The following is a 17,972-nucleotide window of genomic DNA, read 5'->3' as shown; positions in this document are numbered from 1 at the left end:
CCCGGGTGTGCGGAGACAGTATCTCAGAGTTATTCGACCTGCCTCCCGCAGGCCGTCCATCAACGCCGCGAGTTATTCGTAGGTCATCCGGTATTGCACGCTGTTAAGCACCGAACCGGCGGATGCACTGCCCTCTTCTGTGATGTATTGAACCGCGAGGTCGTGCGAAGCGGACGTCGAGCCGTCCTGCAGCGTGGGGTTCGTGACGTGAATCCCGCCGCTCGCGGTGAAATCGACCGGATCAGCGGAAGAGGCCGGGTCGAGCAGTTGCAGGGAGACGTTCGTCGCGCTGCCGGAGCCGCCGAGGTTGCCGCCGGCGGTCACGACATCGCCCACGAAGGCGGTGCTGATCGCCTGCGGGATCGCGAGCGCCACGATGCAGTCGCTAATTGTCAACGCAAAGGCTGTGTGGCCAGCGGTGTCGCCCGCAGTTGTCAGCTCGGTCGCCGAAACCGGTGGCAGTAGCACCGACAGGCGGGCCGCATCGCCGTCGACGCTGATCCGGCAGGTCTGATCGGCGACGCCGCTCTGGAAGTCGCGTGCGTGTGCGCCGCTCGCAAAGACGACAAAAGGCGCAGCAGCGAGGGCGAGAGCAAGGAGTTGCTTTTTCATGACCGCGCTCGAATAAGCTAGCAAACCGCGCTCTCATTCGAGCAACGGAAAATCACGTGACTAATGGCATCGGATTAATGTCCGTTGCAGTGGCAAAAGCCACAGGATTAATTGCGAAAGCGTGGAACGTCAGGGGCTGCCTTTTCGGGCAAACCCCTGATCGTCAGCGAGTTACTCGTAGCTCACCGAGTACTGCACGCTGCCAAGCACCGAGCCCGCCGTCGCGGTGCCCGCCTCCGAGATGTACTGGACGGCGAAGTCGTGCGCAGCGCTCGTCGCACCATCCTGCAGCACGAGGCCCGGGGCGTAGACACCACCTGCCGCCGTGAGGTCGAACGGAGTACCCGGCTGGGCGGGGTCAAGCAGCTGCAGCGCGACGTTCGTTGCCGTGCCGGTGTTGCCGAGGTTGCCCGCCGTCGTCACCTGGTTGCCGACGAAAACGGTGTTGATCGCCTGCGTGGTGCTCACCGGCGCCATGCAGTCGCTGACCGCTACCGTGAACGTGGTCTGACCGGCGGTGCTGTTTGCGGCGCTCAGGGCCGTGGCTGGCACGGTCGGCAGCAGGACGGTCGGGTTGCCCGGGTTGCCGTTGACGGAGACCTGGCAGGTCTGATCGGTGACTTCGCCCTGGAAGTTGATCGTGTTCGGGGCCGCAAAGGCGAACGCAGGAACGGCGGCGAGGGCGAGGACGAGAAGATGCTTTTTCATGGTAGATCCCTGTTGCAAATATTAGTAATGCTAATTAATTGTGATAGTCAGATGACGTCGAAGTCCGGCATTTCATGGGGCGACCTCTGCAGGCTACCCCATGATTTTCATGGGTTACTCGTAGTTGACCGAGTACTGCACGCTGCCGAGCACCGAGCCCGCCGTCGCGGCGCCTGTCTCCGAGATGTACTGGACAGCAAAGTCGTGCGCAGCGGCCGTATCACCAACTTGCAGCTGGAGGCCCGGAGCGTAGACACCACCGGCGGCGCTCAGATCGAACGGAGCAGCCGGCAGGGCGGGGTCAAGCAGCTGCAGCGCCACGTTCGTTGCCGTGCCGGTGTTGCCGAGGTTGCCGGCAGTCGTCACGAGGTTGCCGACGAAGACGGTGTTGATCGCCTGCGTGGTGCTCACTGGCGCCATGCAGTCGCTGACCGCTACCGTGAACGTCGTCTGACCAGCGGTGCTGTTTGCGGCGCTCAGGGCCGTGGCTGGCACGGTCGGCAGCAGGACGGTCGGGTTGCCCGGGTTGCCGTTGACAGTAACCTGGCAGGTCTGATCGGTGACTTCGCCCTGGAAGTTGATCGTGTTCGGGGCCGCAAAAGCAAACGCAGGAACGGCGGCGAGGGCGAGGACGAGAAGATGCTTTTTCATGGTAGATCCCAAAATATTTAAGTTAGCAAACCTAACGATATTTAATTCAGGCTGCCGGTGGAACCATGTTGCTTGCGCAACGACTCGTTGCTGCGTCGTCTGCCCGATGTCAGCCGCTTTCGCGGTGTCTCAGTCGAGGCTTGTTGCAACCGGATAATGTCTTTCAACAACCTTTCACTGGCTTCAAGTATATCGAGACGGCCGTCAGAATCAAGAAAGACTTTGTCAGGCAATCGTTAAATTGAGATGCGCCCGCAACGACTTGTTCGGGCTGAGAGTCACTAACCATACCGTCGGAAAGACGCATAAGCCGGTCGGTACTCGGTTACAAAAGGGTCTGGACATCAACGCTCGCGCGCATAGCGCGGCTGCCGGAAGTCCGACGTGGTGACCGAATGCCACACTGAACGCGCTGACTGAGCGATAGCCGCCCAATTCTGCGATTTCGGGACCGTGCAACGATTCCGCTGCAGCAGGTCCCTGGCGATTTGCATGCGCCAGGCCGGCGGTATTCCATCACCGCCATGCATTCCTGCACTGGAACGGATCGCTGCCGCGAGACTTGCGTCGGACAGCCCGCACACGGGGCCTGAAGGTGCGTTGCTGTCGCAACAATCACCCCAGCACCTCGCACCCGTCGACCGACCGAAGTGACGACGCCCTGTCAGCGATCGGTTGACTCGAAGAACGCGAGCATCTCGGCCACGAGTTCGCCGCTCGCTTCCTCGGGGATGTAGTGGCCGCACGCGAGCGAGCGACCGCTCACGTCACGCGCGACCTTGCGCCATTCGCCGAGCGCATCGAAACACTGTTCGATCACGCCTTCCGCACCCCAAAGGACGCGCAGCGGACACGCCACCTTGTTGCCGCGTTCGATATCGGCACGGTCGTGTTCGAGGTCGATCGTCGCCGACGCGCGGTAGTCCTCGCACATCGCATGTACGGCACCGGGCTGGCGCAGCGCCGCGCGATAGGCGTCGAGCGCCTCGGGCGCAAACGGCGCAAGCCCGGCGTGACGATTGCCCATCGCGCGCTCGACGTAGAGATCGGTGTTCGCGCCGATCAGCGACTCGGGCAGCGGTTCAGGTTGAATCAAAAAGAACCAGTGGTAGTAGAGCGTGGCGAACTTGCGGTCGGCCTGCTCGTACATCGCGAGCGTCGGTGCGATGTCGAGCAGCATCAGGCGTTCGACGGCATCGGCATGGTCGAGCGCCATGCGATGCGCGACACGCGCGCCGCGATCGTGAGCGCAGACGAGAAACCTCTCGTGACCGAAGTGGCGCATCACCGCTACCTGATCGTTGGCCATCTCGCGCTTCGAATACGTGACGTGCGAAGAATCGCCGGCCGGCTTCGACGATGCACCGTAGCCACGCAGGTCCGTCGCGATCACGGTGAAGTGCCTCGCGAGTTCGTCGGCGCAGCGATGCCAGATCATGTGCGTCTGCGGGTGGCCGTGCAGCAGCAAAAGCGGTGGGCCCTCGCCGCCCTTTACGCCATGAATGTCGATTCCGTCCGCCGTGCGAACGGTGAAGGGCGTGAATCCCTGAAACGGCATGGCATCTCCAATGTGCTTTTTAGTGTCCCGACATTGTATGAGGCGTGCGCAATCGTCCCGCGCGATTTTGGGTCCACAACCGTAGAAACCGAGCACTTGCTCGAAAGTCGAACGGGCCATCCAGCGGCAGATACGTGCATATAATCGAACGTTCGTTCTTAAATGCGGATAACGGCCACGTGCGTTACCCCATCGACGGCATTGAACGCTTCGAACACATCGAACATCGAGGCGGTACGATCTGCTCCAACGGATCCGATCCGTCGCCGGTTCCGTTGTCCATGTCCTGAAAGCTGAAGAAGCCGTCCGCACCGCGCATATCGTCCGGTCGCGAGGCGCACAAGGAGACGCTCGCCATGGCACTACCCGCCGTCCTGCAAAATCTTTCGCTGCCCGTCGTCGGCTCGCCGATGTTCATCGTCAGCTATCCCGAACTCGTGCTCGCGCAATGCAAGGCTGGCATCGTCGGCTCGTTCCCCGCGCTCAACGCGCGCCCCGCCGAACAGCTCGACGCCTGGCTCACGCAGATAGAAACCGAACTCGCCGCGTACAAAGCCGCGAACCCCGGCGCCACGATCGGACCGGTCGCCGTGAACCAGATCGTCCATCAGTCGAACGAGCGCCTCGAACATGACGTGCGCGTCTGTATCGAGCACAAGGTGCCGATCTTCATCACGAGCCTGCGCGCACCGGCACGCGAGATCATCGACGCCGTGCACAGCTACGGCGGCATCGTGCTGCACGACGTCATCAACCTGCGCCATGCCGGCAAGGCGCTCGAAGCGGGCGTCGACGGGCTGATCCTCGTCGCGGCGGGTGCGGGCGGCCACGCAGGCACGACGTCGCCGTTCGCACTCGTGGGCGAAGTGCGGCGACTCTTCGACGGGCCGATCGTGCTATCGGGTGCAATCGCAAACGGCGGCTCGATTCTCGCGGCGCAGGCAATGGGCGCGGACCTCGCTTACATGGGCACGCGCTTCATCGCCACGCAGGAGGCGCACGCGGTCGAAGCGTACAAACGCGCGATCCTCTCGGCAAAAGCCGCCGACATCATCTACACGAATCTCTTCACCGGCGTGCACGGAAACTACATCCGGGAGAGCATCATGAACGCCGGGCTCGACCCGGACGCGCTGCCCGAATCGGACAAAACGAAGATGAACTTCGCCGGCGACAAAGCGAAAGCGTGGAAGGACATCTGGGGCGCGGGCCAGGGCGTGGGGCTGATGGACGACATTCCGACTGTTGCGGAACTCGTCGCGCGGCTCAGGCGCGAGTACGACGAGACGCGCTCGCGGCTCGGCGTGGGGCGCTGAAGGTCGTAGAGAGCGTCACGGACAGCCAACGCAAGCCCGCAACGCGCGATCCGGACGCTCCCGCCGTCTACGAAGCCGCCATCGCGCGAATCGCTTCGACACCGGGCCATAGACCGCGATCGTCGAAACGTTCCGCCAGGAAATCGACGAACGAGCGCACCTTCGCCGACAAATGCCGCCTGCTCGCATACACGGCGTAGATGGGCAACTCGCGCAGCGGCAGCGCATTGACGAGCAGTGGCACGAGGCGGCCTTCGGCGATGTCGTCGCCGACCACCTCAGTGCCCAGCATCGACAGCCCGCCGCCCTGCAGCACGACCACGCGCAGCGCTTCGAGGTGGTTCACGATCAGGTTGCCGCGCGGCATCGGGCGCGCGAGTGCTTCGGAGACTGGCGCGAGTTCCTGCGCCGACGCTCCCGCGTAATGAACGAAGTCGTGACGCGCAAGGTCGGCGACGGTCTTCGGCACGCCGCGTCGGCGCAGATACTCGGGCGACGCGCACAGCACGATGTGCGCGGTAGCGAGCGGCCTCGCAATCAGCGACGACGACTTGAGCCCGGAAGGCGCCGCGCGGATCGCCACGTCGAAGCCCTCTTCGATCAGTTCGACGACGCGGTCGGAGAGCGTGATATCGACGGTGACTTGCGGGTAACCGGCCGCGTAGTCGGCAACCGCGCCCATCACGTGGCGCAGCCCGAACGCGGTCAACGACGACACGCGCAACCGCCCCTGCGGCACCACGCTCGCGGCGCCGACCGCCTGACCGGCTTCGTCGAGTTCGGTGAGCGCCTGCGCGAGACGCTCGTAGTATTCGCGCCCTGCTTCGGTGGGCGCGACGCGGCGCGTCGTGCGGTTGAGCAGGCGCGCACCCAGTTGCTGTTCGAGATGCGCGACGTGCTTGCTCGCCATCGCCGCGGACAGGTTCATGCGCTCGGCCGCTCCGACGAAGCTCCCCGACTCGACGACCTGGCGAAACACTTTCATGCTGACGAGGGTATCCATCGGGCGCTTGCTTAACGGTTGAGCGGGTATGGCAGGTTGAGCATCGTGAAACACGGGGAATCAATCGCCGCCATTGTGCGCGCCTTATCAATTCCGGGTGTGCAGAGCCGCCAACGCGCGCCGGTTTCAGAAACGAAAAACCCCGCGCTGCGGAGCAGCGCGGGGTTGGTCGATGCGGTCCCGGAAGCTTAGAACTTCGCGCGGATACCGGCGCCGTAGGTCATGCCTGACGACATGTTGTCGAAGTGGTCATACATATACGCGGCATAGACGTCGGTGCGCTTCGAGAGCGGGTAGTCGTAACCGACCGCCGCGGTCTGGCGCGTCTGGTTCAAGCCGCCGGTGTCGCGCGAGTACGCGTACGAGGCCATCGCCGTACCCGGGCCGACCGGCGCCGACACGCCGCCCTGCAGCGTGTTGACGTGCCAGCTGCCGACTTGCTGCGTGTTCGACGTGTACATGTACTGGCCGAAGAACTTCACGAACTTCAGGTCATACGACAGGCCGATCTGGCCGACACCCTGGCTCTTCAGGCCGAGCGCCGTCACGCCATCGGCCGAGACCGTGCCGATGTCGCCCGGCTTCTGGTCGAAGTTCACGTACTGATAGACAGCCGTCGCGGCGAACGGGCCATGGAAGTACAGGCCCTGCACGCTCCACTTCTTCGCGCCGTTCTCGCCGGCCTGGTTGCCGAACGCGTACATCGCCGAACCCGAGAGGCCGTTGAAGTCAGGCGTCGAGTACTGAACCGCATTGTTCCAGCCCGAGTCGCCCACCACGCCCTGGTCGGTCGTGTAGGTGGGGAACGTCGAGAGGCCGAGGTACACGTGGTACACCATCGGCGAGAACGTGTACGAGTCGATGAACGGGTTGAACAGGATCGACGAGACGAACAGCTGCGTGGTCAGGCGGCCTGCCGTGAGCGTACCGTACGGCGTCTCGAGGCCGACGTAGGAGTTGCGGGCGAAGAACGTGTCGCCCTGGAAGCGGCCGAACTGGCCGTTCTGCGGACGGAAGAAGCTTTCGAGGGTGAAGATCGCCTTGTAGCCGCCGCCGAGATCCTCGGAGCCCTTCAGGCCCCAGTAAGACGTCGACATGCCACCGCCGCCGACGCCCACCGCTGCGTTGTCGCCCGGAAATTTCGTAACCCCGGCCCACGCATCGACCTGACCGTAGAGCTGGACGCTCGACTGCGCAAACGCCGATGACGAAGCAGCAGCAAGAACGGCGGCGAGTGCACTCGCCTTCAGGGTGGTGCGCAGCGCGCGGCTAACGGTTGTTTTCATGAACTCTCCAGACCTTTCCAAAATAAAAACGGGGCTCGCGGCGGATGACGCTCGCGCAAACCAATAATTGTTTTTCGTCGTTCGCAGGCGTGGCCGTTTTGAGGCCCTGGGCCTTGGGCGCGAGGCCCGGCCACCTTCGCGGACCGGCTGCGCGGCCAGAAATGTCCGCGGTTACCACCGTTATGTGGGGCAGGGTATCGCCGTCAGGGTGAGCCACAGCGGCCGCGTGGCGGCCGCATTGCGCTGCGTTGCAGCGTGCACCTTTTCGGGCATTTGAACCGCTTTTGCGGGTTTTTTCCGGGCGCCCCGGACCGCTATTGACGCACTGCGAAATCGAAGCCGAGATTTGATGATGAAAGGGTTGTGTACGGCGAGCGATTTTTCAAAAAGTGTGGTATCCGCGCGTCAGATTGGGCCGATTCGCGCCGGGGACTTGCGAATCCGCAGTGCAATAGCGAAGGAGATCGATGCGCGCGCAACGGGACGCGTCGCCAGAAGGAGGAAATCGACGGGAGGTTATTGATGCGGCGGCCGGCGCGCGGCCAGGCGCTTTTGAGAGGGGCTTATGTCGGGCGATGGCAGCCAGCTCCATACCCAAAGCGCCAGGGAGTGCTAGTTGCGATAGGGGGACGGCATCGGCGGACGGGGCACTTCACCGCCGCCACGAGGGGAAGGCCGGAACGAGCCGCGCTCCTCGTTGTAGCGCGCCACGTCTTCGCGGATCGAGCCCGCCCGCACCGGCGAGTCTGCCGGTGGATGCGGTACCTGACGCATCGGCTCGCTGACCGGTGTGATCGGCCCGTTGCGGTAGATTCCATAGCCGCCGCCCATCGAGCGAACGGGCTGACCATTTACGCTTCCGGCATTTCGGCCGCCGCGCTCACGCAAGCCGCCCTGGTCGGCGACACGCACGGAGCCTGCGCCGTAGCGGCCCGAACCGCCGCCATAGCCGCCACGATAGCCGCCCGCCTCACGGCCCGTGGGGGACGGCTCGTGCGCGCCCCAGGCGCCGCGCTCGCGGCCCGCCCACGGCATGCCGCCGCGCCCTCCGCCGCCGGACTGCGGGCTCGCCATCGGTGCCCGTTGAAAGCCGCCGCCTCCTCCGCCGTAATGCGACGACGAATACGCAGGCTGCGCGTGGGCATACGCGACCAGCGCCATCAATCCGGCACCGAAGACCCACCGTCCCATTCGTGACAAACCTGCGTGCATTGTGTCGATCGTCCGCCCGACGTTCCGCGTGAAGGTCCGCCACTCGGGCCGTGGCGGGGCCTGTTCTGACGCGGGCACTCGCGTGGCGCACAATGATTGCCACCGCGACGGGCCCGAGCGCCCTTTGACGGTAATTTATGGGCGCCCCGGATGGGTGTCGAGCCAAAAGATGTTATGCCGCGAGTAGGGTTGTAACGCCATGTTACTGCACGGTTTTTCGGGCTTCGGAGGGTAATCGGGAAAGGCGCTTCGAGCCGGTCCGATTGATGCCCGCACAACAGGTGCCGGACGAGTGCCGCACCGGTGCCGAGGTATCTCGAATGCGTGCGGCCGCGCGATGCCGCTGGAGCATGGCCGCATCCGGCTCATGCGTTAGTATCATTAATCAATTCTTCAAATGAATTTGCTTTTTCAATAGGCTTGCGGGGACAATTGCGTTTTTGATGAATGCGGCGCACGACCTGACGTCGCATAGCAACCCGCGCCGCGCCGATGCGCACCTGAGATTGCCCCGATGGCCCGTCCGAAATTCATTCCCGATAACTTCACCCTGTCCCTCATCGGCGTGGTGATCCTCGCAAGCCTTTTCCCGGTGCATGGCCAGGCCGCCACGGCCTTCAACTGGCTGACCAACTTCGCCGTCGGCCTGCTGTTCTTCCTGCACGGCGCCAAGCTCTCGCGCGAAGCGATCATCGCGGGCGCGACGCACTGGCGCCTCCACCTCGTCGTGCTGGCGAGCACCTTCGTCGTCTTCCCTCTGCTCGGCCTCGCGCTCAAGCCGGTACTTTCGCCACTTGTCACCCCCGCGCTCTACGCGGGCGTGCTGTTCCTCTGCACGCTGCCCTCGACCGTCCAGTCGTCGATTGCCTTCACGTCGATCGCGCGCGGCAACGTGCCCGCCGCGGTCTGCAGCGCGTCGGCGTCGAGCCTGATCGGCATCTTCGTCACGCCCGCGCTCGTGAGCCTTCTCATCACGAACCAGGCCGCGAGCGGCGGCTCCGCATGGCACACGATCTGGAACATCGTGCTGCAACTGCTCGTGCCGTTCATCGCCGGGCAACTGCTGCGCCCCGTGATCGGCCGGTGGATCGAGCGCTATCGCGGCGTGCTCAAGTTCGTCGACCAAGGGTCGATCCTGCTCGTCGTCTTCGGCGCATTCAGCGAGTCCGTCAACGAAGGGCTCTGGCACCACATTCCGCTTTCAGCGCTGGCCGGCATCATCGTCGTGTGTGCGTTGATGCTCGCGCTCGCGCTCGGCATCACGATATTCACCAGCAAGAAGCTCGGTTTCTCGCGAGCGGACCAGATCACGATCATTTTCTGCGGCTCAAAGAAGAGTCTCGCGGCCGGGGTGCCGATGGCGAAGGTGATTTTCGCGTCGAGCGCGGTCGGTGCGGTCGTGCTGCCGCTTATGTTGTTTCACCAGATCCAGCTGATGGTTTGCGCCGCGCTCGCGCAGCACTGGGGCGCGCGCGACATGAGCAGCGAGCGCGACGCGCTCGCGGGCGACGAATCGCGCGCAGGCGGCACGAAGCGCACGGCGGCTGCGGTGCGGCGTTAAATCGCGTGGGAGATTTGCGCCGTCCGGGGCGGGCGCGCGCGATCTTCGGCTGTCGCCCGCTCTACTTTTCACCACTGCTTCCTGCCCCTGCTTCTTACCCCCGCCTCTTACCCCCGCCTCTTACCCCCGCCTTTCACGAAGCAACGCCTCGCCACCAGACCCATTCCCCGCATATCGCCCGTTGCTTAGCCTCGCTAACGATTGCGAGCACGTGTCACCAAAAATTCACTTAATAGTCGGGCGTTGTTGCCGTTAAGCGTGTCGTTACTGCCTGTAGTGGCTCGCTTATGTCTGCTTGCGCATCCTCACCGTCCATCCCGCCCCGCACCGCAGATCTGATCGCACGGTGTAATCTGCGCGCCGTATTCCAGCCGATCGTCGATTTCGCGGACGGTGCGATCCTCGGCTACGAGGGCCTGATCCGCGGCCCCGCCGGATCGCCGCTCGAATCGCCCGCGGCGCTCTTCGCGCGCGCGCACCAGGAACGCTGTACGACCGCGCTCGAACACGCTGCGGCGCGCGTCTGCATCGACGCCTTCTCGCAGTTCGGCGGCAAGGGCAAGCTATTCCTGAACTTCAGCGCCGACGCCTTGCGCGAACTCACCGCGTCCGGCCGCGACATGTTCGCGCTCTTCGACGGCACGCTCGACGCCCGCCGCATCGTGATCGAACTCACCGAGCAGAGCGCCATCGACCACAGCGACGACTTCATCCCCGTCGTCGAGGCCCTGCGCTCGGCCGGCGCGCAATTCGCGCTCGACGACTACGGCACCGCGAACTCGAGCATGAACCTGTGGGTGCGCCTCCACCCCGACATCGTGAAGATCGACCGTTTCTTCATCGACGGCATCGCGAAGGATTCGCTCAAGTTCGAAGCCGTGCGCGCGATGCAGCACTTCGCGCAGGCGAGCGGCGCGCGGATCGTCGCCGAGGGCATCGAATGCGAAGCCGATCTGATCGTGGTGCGCGACATGGGCATCGGCAGTGGGCAGGGTTATTTCTTCGGCCGCCCCGAGACGCGTCCCACGCTCGCGCTCGCGCACGACGCACGTGAAGCGATCCGCGCCGATCACATCGCCGTATTTCCCGAAGCCGCGCGCCGCGCCGCGACGGTGCAAGCGGGCAGCGGCTCGCCCGCGGCGAAGATGATGGTTCACGCACCGACGCTGCCGCGTCACGCCACCAACAACGACGTCCTCCAGGTCTTCAACGGCGCGCCCGAGCTGCATGCGCTTGCGGTGGTCGAGGGCGAAAAGCCGGTCGCGCTCATCAATCGCCGCGCGTTCATGGACCGCTATGCGCTGCCCTATCACCGCGAACTGTTCGGCAAGAAGGCGTGCATGCAGTTCGCGAACGTGTCGCCGGTGCTGATCGAGCAGTCGATGACGGTCGAGCAGATGGCGACGCTGCTCGCGAGCGATGACCAGCGCTATCTCGCCGATGGCTTCGTCATCACCGACAACGGCCGCTACGCGGGCCTCGGCACCGGCGAGAGCCTCGTGCGCGCGGTGACCGAGGTGCGCATTCAGGCCGCGCGCTACGCGAATCCGCTCACGTTCCTGCCTGGCAACATTCCGATCAGTTCGCACATCGAGCGGCTGCTCTCGAACGATGCGGGCTTTTACGCGTGCTACGTCGATCTGAACCAGTTCAAGCCGTTCAACGATCAATACGGGTACTGGCAGGGCGACGAGGTGCTGAAATTCGCCGCGACCGTGCTCGCCGACGCATGCGACCCGACGCGCGATTTCCTCGGCCACGTGGGCGGCGACGACTTCCTGATCCTGTTCCAGAGCGAGACGTGGCTCGAACGCGCGCGATGTGCGATCGAGACGTTCAACGCGGGCGCACAGCGCTTCTACGCGCCTGCGGACCGGCTCGCGGGCGGCATCGAAGGCGAGGACCGCCAGGGCAATCGCGTGTTCTTTGGCTTCGTGACGATGGCGATCGGCTGCGTGCACATCGCGCCTGGCAGCAGCGGGCGGCACACCAGTGAGGCGATCGCGTCGCTCGCGGCCTGCGCCAAACGCCAGGCCAAGCAGGAGGCGGCGGGCCTCGTTGTGATCGACGGCAGCGACAGCGCGGCGCGACTGCCTGTGCACGGCGAACTTGCTTCGCCTGCGGGCTAACGCCCGCTTTTTCTCTTTCCAGCGGCACTCGCCGCGCGGCACGCATGGGGCGCTATGGCAGCCCCATGCGCATCAGCACGCCCTCGGAACATCACGCGGCGGCGGACGGCGCACGCCTCCACTACCGTTGCAAACCGAAGCGCACCAACGCGCCGCTCACGCGATCCGCGACGCGCCGCCTTGCGCGTCCGACCTGACCAACGGCCTTTGTTTCGTTGTTTTTACTAAACACTTAATTTGAGTTTTATCGCTTCCGCTTCGGTTATTTACGGGAATAACTGTGGCGCAACGCCGGTTGTTTAGCCGAATTTTTACTATACAATCGCCCCGATATCTGACGAACACCACGCGGCGCCGTGGCGCGCCGCCCGCCGGGAGTCATGGGGACAACCATTCGCGACGTCGCGCAGGCAGCCAACGTGTCGATCGGCACGGTTTCACGCGCGCTCAAAAACCAGTCCGGCCTCTCCGAGTCCACGCGAGCGCGCATCGTTGAAGTCGCGCAATCGCTCGGCTACGATTGCGCCCAACTGCGCCCGCGCATCCGCCGGCTCACGTTCCTGCTGCATCGCCAGCACAACAACTTCGCTGCAAGCCCGTTCTTCTCGCACGTGCTGCACGGTGTCGAGGACGCCTGCCGCGAGCACGGCATCGTGCCCGCGCTGCTCACCGCCGGCCCCGCCGACGACACCATCCGCCAGCTTCGCCTGCACGCGCCTGACGCGATCGCCATAGCAGGCTTCGTCGAACCGGAGACGCTCGGTGCGCTCGTCGCGCTGCAGCGGCCGCTCGTGCTGATCGACCTGTGGGCACCGGACCTGCGCTCGGTGAACATCGACAACGTCGCGGGCGCCACGCTGGCGATGAATCACCTGTTCGCAATGGGGCGCCGGCGCGTGGCGTTCATCGGCGGATCGCTCGCGCACTTCAGCATCGCGCAGCGCGCGCTCGGCTACCGGCGCGCGTTCTTCGAAGCGGGGCTCCTGTTCGATCCATCGCTCGAAGTGACGATCGACGCCGGGCTCGACCCCGATACCGGCGCCGCGCGCGCGATGGCACGTCTGCTCGACGAAACGCGCGGCGCTGCACCCGACGCCGTGTTCGCCTACAACGACGCCGCCGCGCTCGCCGCGATGCGCGTGTGCCAGTCGCGCGGCCTGCGCGTGCCGGAGGACATCGCGATCATCGGTTTCGACGACATCGCGGGCGCGGCCCATGCGGTGCCGTCGCTCTCGACGATCGCCGTCGACAAGGAAACGCTCGGGCGGCGCGGGGTCGAGTTGCTGCTCGAAGAAGCGCCCACGGTCACTGAAATCCGCCTGCCGGTGCAACTGATCGCACGCGGCAGCACGACAGCCGGGGCACGCCCAGTGACCGAGGGTACGCGCGCTACGCAACCGGATTTGCAGATGACCGACCGCGCCGCCGCGCCGAACGCCATGCTCACCTGCGATGGCGCGGACGACGCGATCGCCGAAGAAGACACCGCCGCCGCACCGTCCACGCGCGGCACCGCAGCGCGTGCCGCGCTGAAACCACGCTAACGCCATGATGAGAACGCCATGACGAAGCTCACCAAGACCGCCGCTGTCACCACGCCCGAAGCGCACTCGCCGCAAGCGGGCGTGCCGCCAGTCGAAAATTTTCGCGACCGCGCTTTCCTGCTTTCGCACGTGAAGGACACGCTGCGGTTCTATGCGCCCAACGTGTTTGACGCATCGGGCGGCTTTTACCACTACTTTCGCGACGACGGTACGGTCTACAACGCGCACTCGCGGCATCTGGTGAGCAGTTGCCGTTTCGTCTTCAACTATGCGATGGCGTATCGCGAGTTCGGCGACGCTCAGTATCTCGAGTACGCACGCCACGGCCTGCAGTTCCTGCGCGACGGGCATTGGGATCCGCAGCACGAAGGCTACGACTGGGAGATCGACTGGCGCGACGGCAAGAAGCGCACGCTCGACGCCACGCGCCACTGCTACGGCCTCGCGTTCGTGCTGCTCGCTTACTCGCACGCTGCGATGGCGGGCATCGAAGAAGCGCGTCCGATGATCGGCGCGACGTTCGAGTTGATGGACCACCGCTTCTGGGATGCCGCTGCGGGCCTCTACGCCGACGAAGCGAGCGCCGACTGGGTCGTATCGAGCTATCGCGGCCAGAACGCGAACATGCACACGACGGAAGCCTTGCTCGCCGCGTATGAGGCGACCGGCCACCTCGTCTATCTCGACCGCGCCGAACGTCTCGCGTCGAACCTCACGCTGCGCCAGGCGAAGCTCTCGTACGGTCTCGTGTGGGAGCACTATCACGCGGACTGGTCGGTGGACTGGCACTACAACGAAGAGGACAGTTCGAACATCTTCCGTCCGTGGGGCTTCCAGCCGGGACACCAGACGGAGTGGGCGAAGCTGCTGCTGATCCTCGAGCGCCATCGTCCGTTGCCGTGGCTGTTGCCGCGCGCAATCGAACTGTTCGACGCCGCGATGGCGCGCGCGTGGGACAACGATCACGGCGGGCTCTACTACGGTTTCGGCACGGACGGCACGGTCTGCGATCACGACAAGTACTTCTGGGTGCAGGCCGAAACGTTCGCGACGGCTGCACTGCTCGCGAAACGCACGGGCAACGAGCGCTTCTGGGACTGGTATGACGAACTCTGGCGCTATAGCTGGACGTATTTCGTCGATCACCGCTACGGCGCGTGGTACCGCATTCTCACCTGCGACAACCGCAAGTACGGCGACGAAAAGAGCCCTGCGGGCAAGACCGACTATCACACGATGGGCGCGTGCTACGAGACGCTCAACGCACTGCCGGGACGCGGCATGGCGCCGGTTCCTGGCCGCCGCGGCGCGTTCGCACAGGCGTTGGGCGCTGGCGACGCCCAGCATGAGGGAGCCACACCATGAGCACCTGCAACACGGGCCCCGACTTCTCGTCGGGCTTCCCGGCCTTCATCTCGGCCGGCGACATCCTCACTGATCTCGTGCGCGTCCCCGCGCCGGACGGCACGCCGCTCCAGGCCGACTCCCAATGGCGCGCGCATCCAGGCGGCGCAGGCTGGAACGTCGCGCGTGCGGTCGCGCGGCTCGGCCTGCCGACGGCATGCGCCGGCGCACTCGGCACCGATAATTTCTCCGACGAACTCTGGAACGCAAGCGTCGCCGCAGGCCTCGACATGCGCTTCATGCAGCGCGTCGAGCGTCCGCCGCTGCTCGCGATCGTGCATCAGACGCATCCACCTGCGTATTACTTCATCGGCGAGCAAAGTGCGGACCTCGCATTCGATCCCGCGAAACTGCCCGTTGGCTGGCGCGCACAAGCAAAGTGGGCGCACTTCGGCTGCATCAGCCTCGTGCGTCAGCCGCTCGGCGAAACGCTCGCGACGCTCGCCGCTGAACTGCGCGACGCGGGCGTCAAGATCAGCTTCGATCCGAACTACCGCAACCTGATGGCACACGGCTACGAGCCGATCCTGCATCGCATGGCGGCGCTCGCGGACCTCATCAAGGTCTCCGACGAAGACCTGCGCATGCTGTTCCCGGGTCACAGCGAAGCCGAGGCGATCGACGCAATGCGCTCGCTCAATCCGGCGGCCACGCTGCTCGTGACGCGTGGTGCGCATCCGGCGACGCTCTACGCCGCAGGGGAAGTCATCGAAGCCGCGCCGCCGCGCGTCGAGGTGGCGGATACGGTAGGGGCAGGCGATGCGTCGATCGGCGGGCTGCTCTTCAGCCTCATGAGTGCGCCGCGGCGCACGTGGCGCCAGCATCTCGACTTCGCGTTGGCAGCGGGCGCGGCGGCGTGCCGTCGACCGGGCGCGCATTCACCGACGCTCGACGAAGTGGTGGCGCTGCTCGCCGACTGAAGGCGATGAGAGCCGCCCAATCGTCTGAGCGACGTCACGCTGGGTGTGACACGAAAGTGAAGTCCCGCTGACACATCCGTGCCCCGCAGTCGCGCGGGCAACGTGCTAGCATGGAAATTCCTTTCCGGCACTGTGCGCCCGCGCTGCTCCGGGACGGCGTTTCCTTCGACCAGGAGCACGCTATGGAAGACGTCAGCTATACCAAGGGTATCTACACAGCGGTCGCAACGACGCGGACCATGGACAGCGGACTCTACCAGGGCGTGGTTTCGCTGGAGCGCGACGACGGCGAGGAACTCGAGAACTCCGTCTACGAAGTGGAAGGCACATCGGGCACGCCGGAAGAAGCGCTGGAGGAAGCCAAGGCCCTCGCGCATCGCATCCTTGGCGAGCTCGAACTGTAAAGCGGCATTGCGCGGCTTTATGTTCGGGTTGTGCTACCTGGCTGTGTTACCTGTATCCGGCTGGAGGCGATCATGGCCGAACAGCTCTTTCTCTACGGCGTCTACGCCATTCATGTGCATCCGCTGGAGTTGCAGGGGGCGCGCTGGGACGCCGAATACCAGATCACGCACCGCGATAAACCCGTGCAGCCGTGGATCACCGTCGGCGGCAACGCGGGGTTTGATGCGGTAACCGTCGCCGTCGATGCAGCGCGCCGCCAGGCCATCGCCGATATCGAGCATGGCGCGGGCATCCCTAAACCGCATACTTTTCCTTGAGGCTGTGCGCACCGCTTGTCTTGTGTGAGCGGTTAGCGCCGCGCGTGCAAGTTCGTTGTGCGCGTTGGCTGCGCAAGCCCCGGCCATTGCGGCCATTCAGCACCGCATCGCAAGGCAGCGCGCTGCATACGACGCGCGCATGCCACACAAGCACCGTCCGCGCGCTTGTCCAGCCCATCCGTCGTTGCTACCCTTCTTCCCATTTCGAGTCGAGCCCGAAGGGAACACCATGACGCCCGAGCCACCGGAGCGCAGCGCCAATCAGAACGTCGACCAGCCGACCAGCGCATCCGCACCGCCCAAACGCGGCGCGCCGCGCAAGTTGCGCATCGGCAACCGGGTGGTCATGGTCCACGGCATGCCGGCAACCGGCTGGCGCGACTTCTATCACGGCGCGCTCACCATGCGGTGGCCCACCTTCTTCGCATCGCTCGCGGCGCTGTTCCTGCTCCTCAACACGCTCTTCGCGTGCCTCTACCTGCTTGGCCACGCGCCCATCGCCAACCAGTTCCCAGCCGGCTTCGGCGGCGCGTTTTTCTTCAGCGTCGAAACGCTCGCGACGGTCGGGTACGGCGACATGCATCCGCAGACGCTCTACGCGCACATCATCGCGACGCTGGAGATTTTCATCGGCATGTCGGGGATCGCGCTGTCCACGGGGCTCATCTTTGCGCGCTTCTCGCGCCCGCACGCGAAGATCGTGTTCGCGCGCAGGGTGGTGGTGCATCCGCTCGAAGGCCGCACGACGCTCATGGCGCGTGCCGCCAATGCGCGCCAGAACGTAATCGCCGAAGCGAGCGCGAAGCTGCGGCTGATGCGCCTCGAAACCTCGTCGGATGGCTACACTGCGCGCCGCATCTACGACCTCAAGCTCGTCCGCGACCAGCATCCGATCTTCTCGCTCGGCTGGAACCTCATGCACGTGATCGACGAATCGAGCCCGCTCTACGGCGAAACGCCGGAATCGCTTGCGCGTCAGAACGCGTCGCTGCTCGTGATGATCGAAGGCTCCGACGAATCGACCGCGCAGACCATGCAGGCGCGACATAGCTGGTCGGACAACCAGATCCGCTGGCATTACCGCTACGTCGATATGCTGCACGACATCGACGGCGTGAGTCATATGGACTACACGCGATTTCACGACGTCGAGCCTTACGACGGGCCGCCCGCGCAAGGCTCGCAAGAGGTCTGAGCCGGGCCGTTACGGTGGGCCGGCAAGATCGTCCTCAAAAATAACGATCTTCGGGGAGCATCTCGCGCACACGCCTCATTCGCGAGGGTAGTTAGCAAAACATTTCCGTCATTGGCGCTGAAAAATAGAGCCTCCTGCGACATTTTGTCCG

Annotated in this window: 15 protein-coding genes and 1 pseudogene; 9 read left to right on the top strand and 7 right to left on the bottom strand. The window is 64.7% G+C overall.

What is annotated here, in order from left to right; translation table 11 throughout:
* Window positions 1-72: 72 nt before the first annotated feature.
* From L0U80_RS00945 to L0U80_RS00930, 4 genes are all read right to left on the bottom strand, one after another.
* Window positions 73-612 carry a fimbrial protein gene (locus L0U80_RS00945; protein WP_233861915.1) on the bottom strand — a complete coding sequence of 180 codons (540 nt, stop codon included), beginning with the start codon at window positions 610-612 and terminating at the stop codon, window positions 73-75.
* Between the two features lie 171 nt (window positions 613-783).
* Complete coding sequence (locus L0U80_RS00940; protein WP_233861913.1) at window positions 784-1,320, bottom strand: fimbrial protein; 537 nt, start codon at window positions 1,318-1,320, stop codon at window positions 784-786.
* A 114-nt stretch (window positions 1,321-1,434) separates the two neighbouring features.
* Entirely contained in the window at window positions 1,435-1,971 is a 537-nt protein-coding gene (locus tag L0U80_RS00935; protein ID WP_233861911.1) for a fimbrial protein, read from the bottom strand.
* A gap of 664 nt (window positions 1,972-2,635) precedes the next feature.
* Complete coding sequence (locus L0U80_RS00930) at window positions 2,636-3,529, bottom strand: alpha/beta fold hydrolase (RefSeq protein ID WP_233861909.1); 894 nt, start codon at window positions 3,527-3,529, stop codon at window positions 2,636-2,638.
* 356 nt (window positions 3,530-3,885) lie between these two features.
* On the opposite strand from L0U80_RS00930, the gene L0U80_RS00925 reads away from it, so the two are divergent.
* Window positions 3,886-4,845 (top strand): NAD(P)H-dependent flavin oxidoreductase, encoded by a 960-nt coding sequence (locus L0U80_RS00925; RefSeq protein ID WP_233861907.1) that lies wholly within the window; start codon window positions 3,886-3,888, stop codon window positions 4,843-4,845.
* 67 nt (window positions 4,846-4,912) lie between these two features.
* Here L0U80_RS00925 and L0U80_RS00920 read toward each other — a convergent pair whose 3' ends face one another.
* The 3 genes from L0U80_RS00920 to L0U80_RS00910 form a co-directional block, all read right to left on the bottom strand.
* On the bottom strand, window positions 4,913-5,848 hold the full coding sequence (locus L0U80_RS00920) for a LysR family transcriptional regulator (protein WP_233861905.1): 936 nt from the start codon (window positions 5,846-5,848) through the stop codon (window positions 4,913-4,915).
* 188 nt (window positions 5,849-6,036) lie between these two features.
* Window positions 6,037-7,134 (bottom strand): porin, encoded by a 1,098-nt coding sequence (locus L0U80_RS00915; protein ID WP_233861903.1) that lies wholly within the window; start codon window positions 7,132-7,134, stop codon window positions 6,037-6,039.
* Between the two features lie 612 nt (window positions 7,135-7,746).
* Window positions 7,747-8,325, bottom strand: coding sequence for a hypothetical protein (locus L0U80_RS00910; protein WP_233861902.1), 579 nt, complete (start codon window positions 8,323-8,325; stop codon window positions 7,747-7,749).
* A gap of 535 nt (window positions 8,326-8,860) precedes the next feature.
* On the opposite strand from L0U80_RS00910, the gene L0U80_RS00905 reads away from it, so the two are divergent.
* The 8 genes and pseudogenes from L0U80_RS00905 to L0U80_RS00870 all read left to right on the top strand — a co-directional run bounded on the left by L0U80_RS00905 (window position 8,861) and on the right by L0U80_RS00870 (window position 17,821).
* Window positions 8,861-9,907, top strand: a complete 1,047-nt coding sequence (locus tag L0U80_RS00905) for a bile acid:sodium symporter family protein (protein WP_233861900.1) — start codon at window positions 8,861-8,863, stop codon at window positions 9,905-9,907.
* A gap of 287 nt (window positions 9,908-10,194) precedes the next feature.
* A complete protein-coding gene (locus L0U80_RS00900) occupies window positions 10,195-12,036 on the top strand; it encodes an EAL domain-containing protein (RefSeq protein WP_233861898.1) in 1,842 nt (613 codons plus the stop codon).
* 380 nt (window positions 12,037-12,416) lie between these two features.
* Window positions 12,417-13,412: pseudogene (locus L0U80_RS00895) on the top strand (LacI family DNA-binding transcriptional regulator); the annotation flags it as partial.
* A gap of 186 nt (window positions 13,413-13,598) precedes the next feature.
* Window positions 13,599-14,945, top strand: a complete 1,347-nt coding sequence (locus L0U80_RS00890; protein ID WP_233861896.1) for an AGE family epimerase/isomerase — start codon at window positions 13,599-13,601, stop codon at window positions 14,943-14,945.
* Window positions 14,942-15,904 (top strand): carbohydrate kinase family protein, encoded by a 963-nt coding sequence (locus tag L0U80_RS00885; protein WP_233861894.1) that lies wholly within the window; start codon window positions 14,942-14,944, stop codon window positions 15,902-15,904. The genes L0U80_RS00890 and L0U80_RS00885 overlap by 4 nt, the downstream gene beginning before the upstream one ends.
* A gap of 182 nt (window positions 15,905-16,086) precedes the next feature.
* Window positions 16,087-16,308: a hypothetical protein gene (locus L0U80_RS00880; RefSeq protein WP_233865557.1), complete on the top strand. Its 222-nt coding sequence runs from the start codon at window positions 16,087-16,089 to the stop codon at window positions 16,306-16,308.
* Window positions 16,309-16,380: 72 nt separating this feature from the next.
* On the top strand, window positions 16,381-16,626 hold the full coding sequence (locus L0U80_RS00875; protein ID WP_233861893.1) for a hypothetical protein: 246 nt from the start codon (window positions 16,381-16,383) through the stop codon (window positions 16,624-16,626).
* A 229-nt stretch (window positions 16,627-16,855) separates the two neighbouring features.
* Complete coding sequence (locus L0U80_RS00870; RefSeq protein ID WP_233861891.1) at window positions 16,856-17,821, top strand: ion channel; 966 nt, start codon at window positions 16,856-16,858, stop codon at window positions 17,819-17,821.
* Window positions 17,822-17,972: the final 151 nt, after the last annotated feature.

Source organism: Paraburkholderia adhaesiva (genome assembly GCF_021390575.1).
GTDB lineage: Bacteria > Pseudomonadota > Gammaproteobacteria > Burkholderiales > Burkholderiaceae > Paraburkholderia > Paraburkholderia adhaesiva.
The sequence above is the reverse complement of the archived record's forward strand: the minus strand, read 5'-3'. Positions and strand labels throughout refer to the sequence as shown.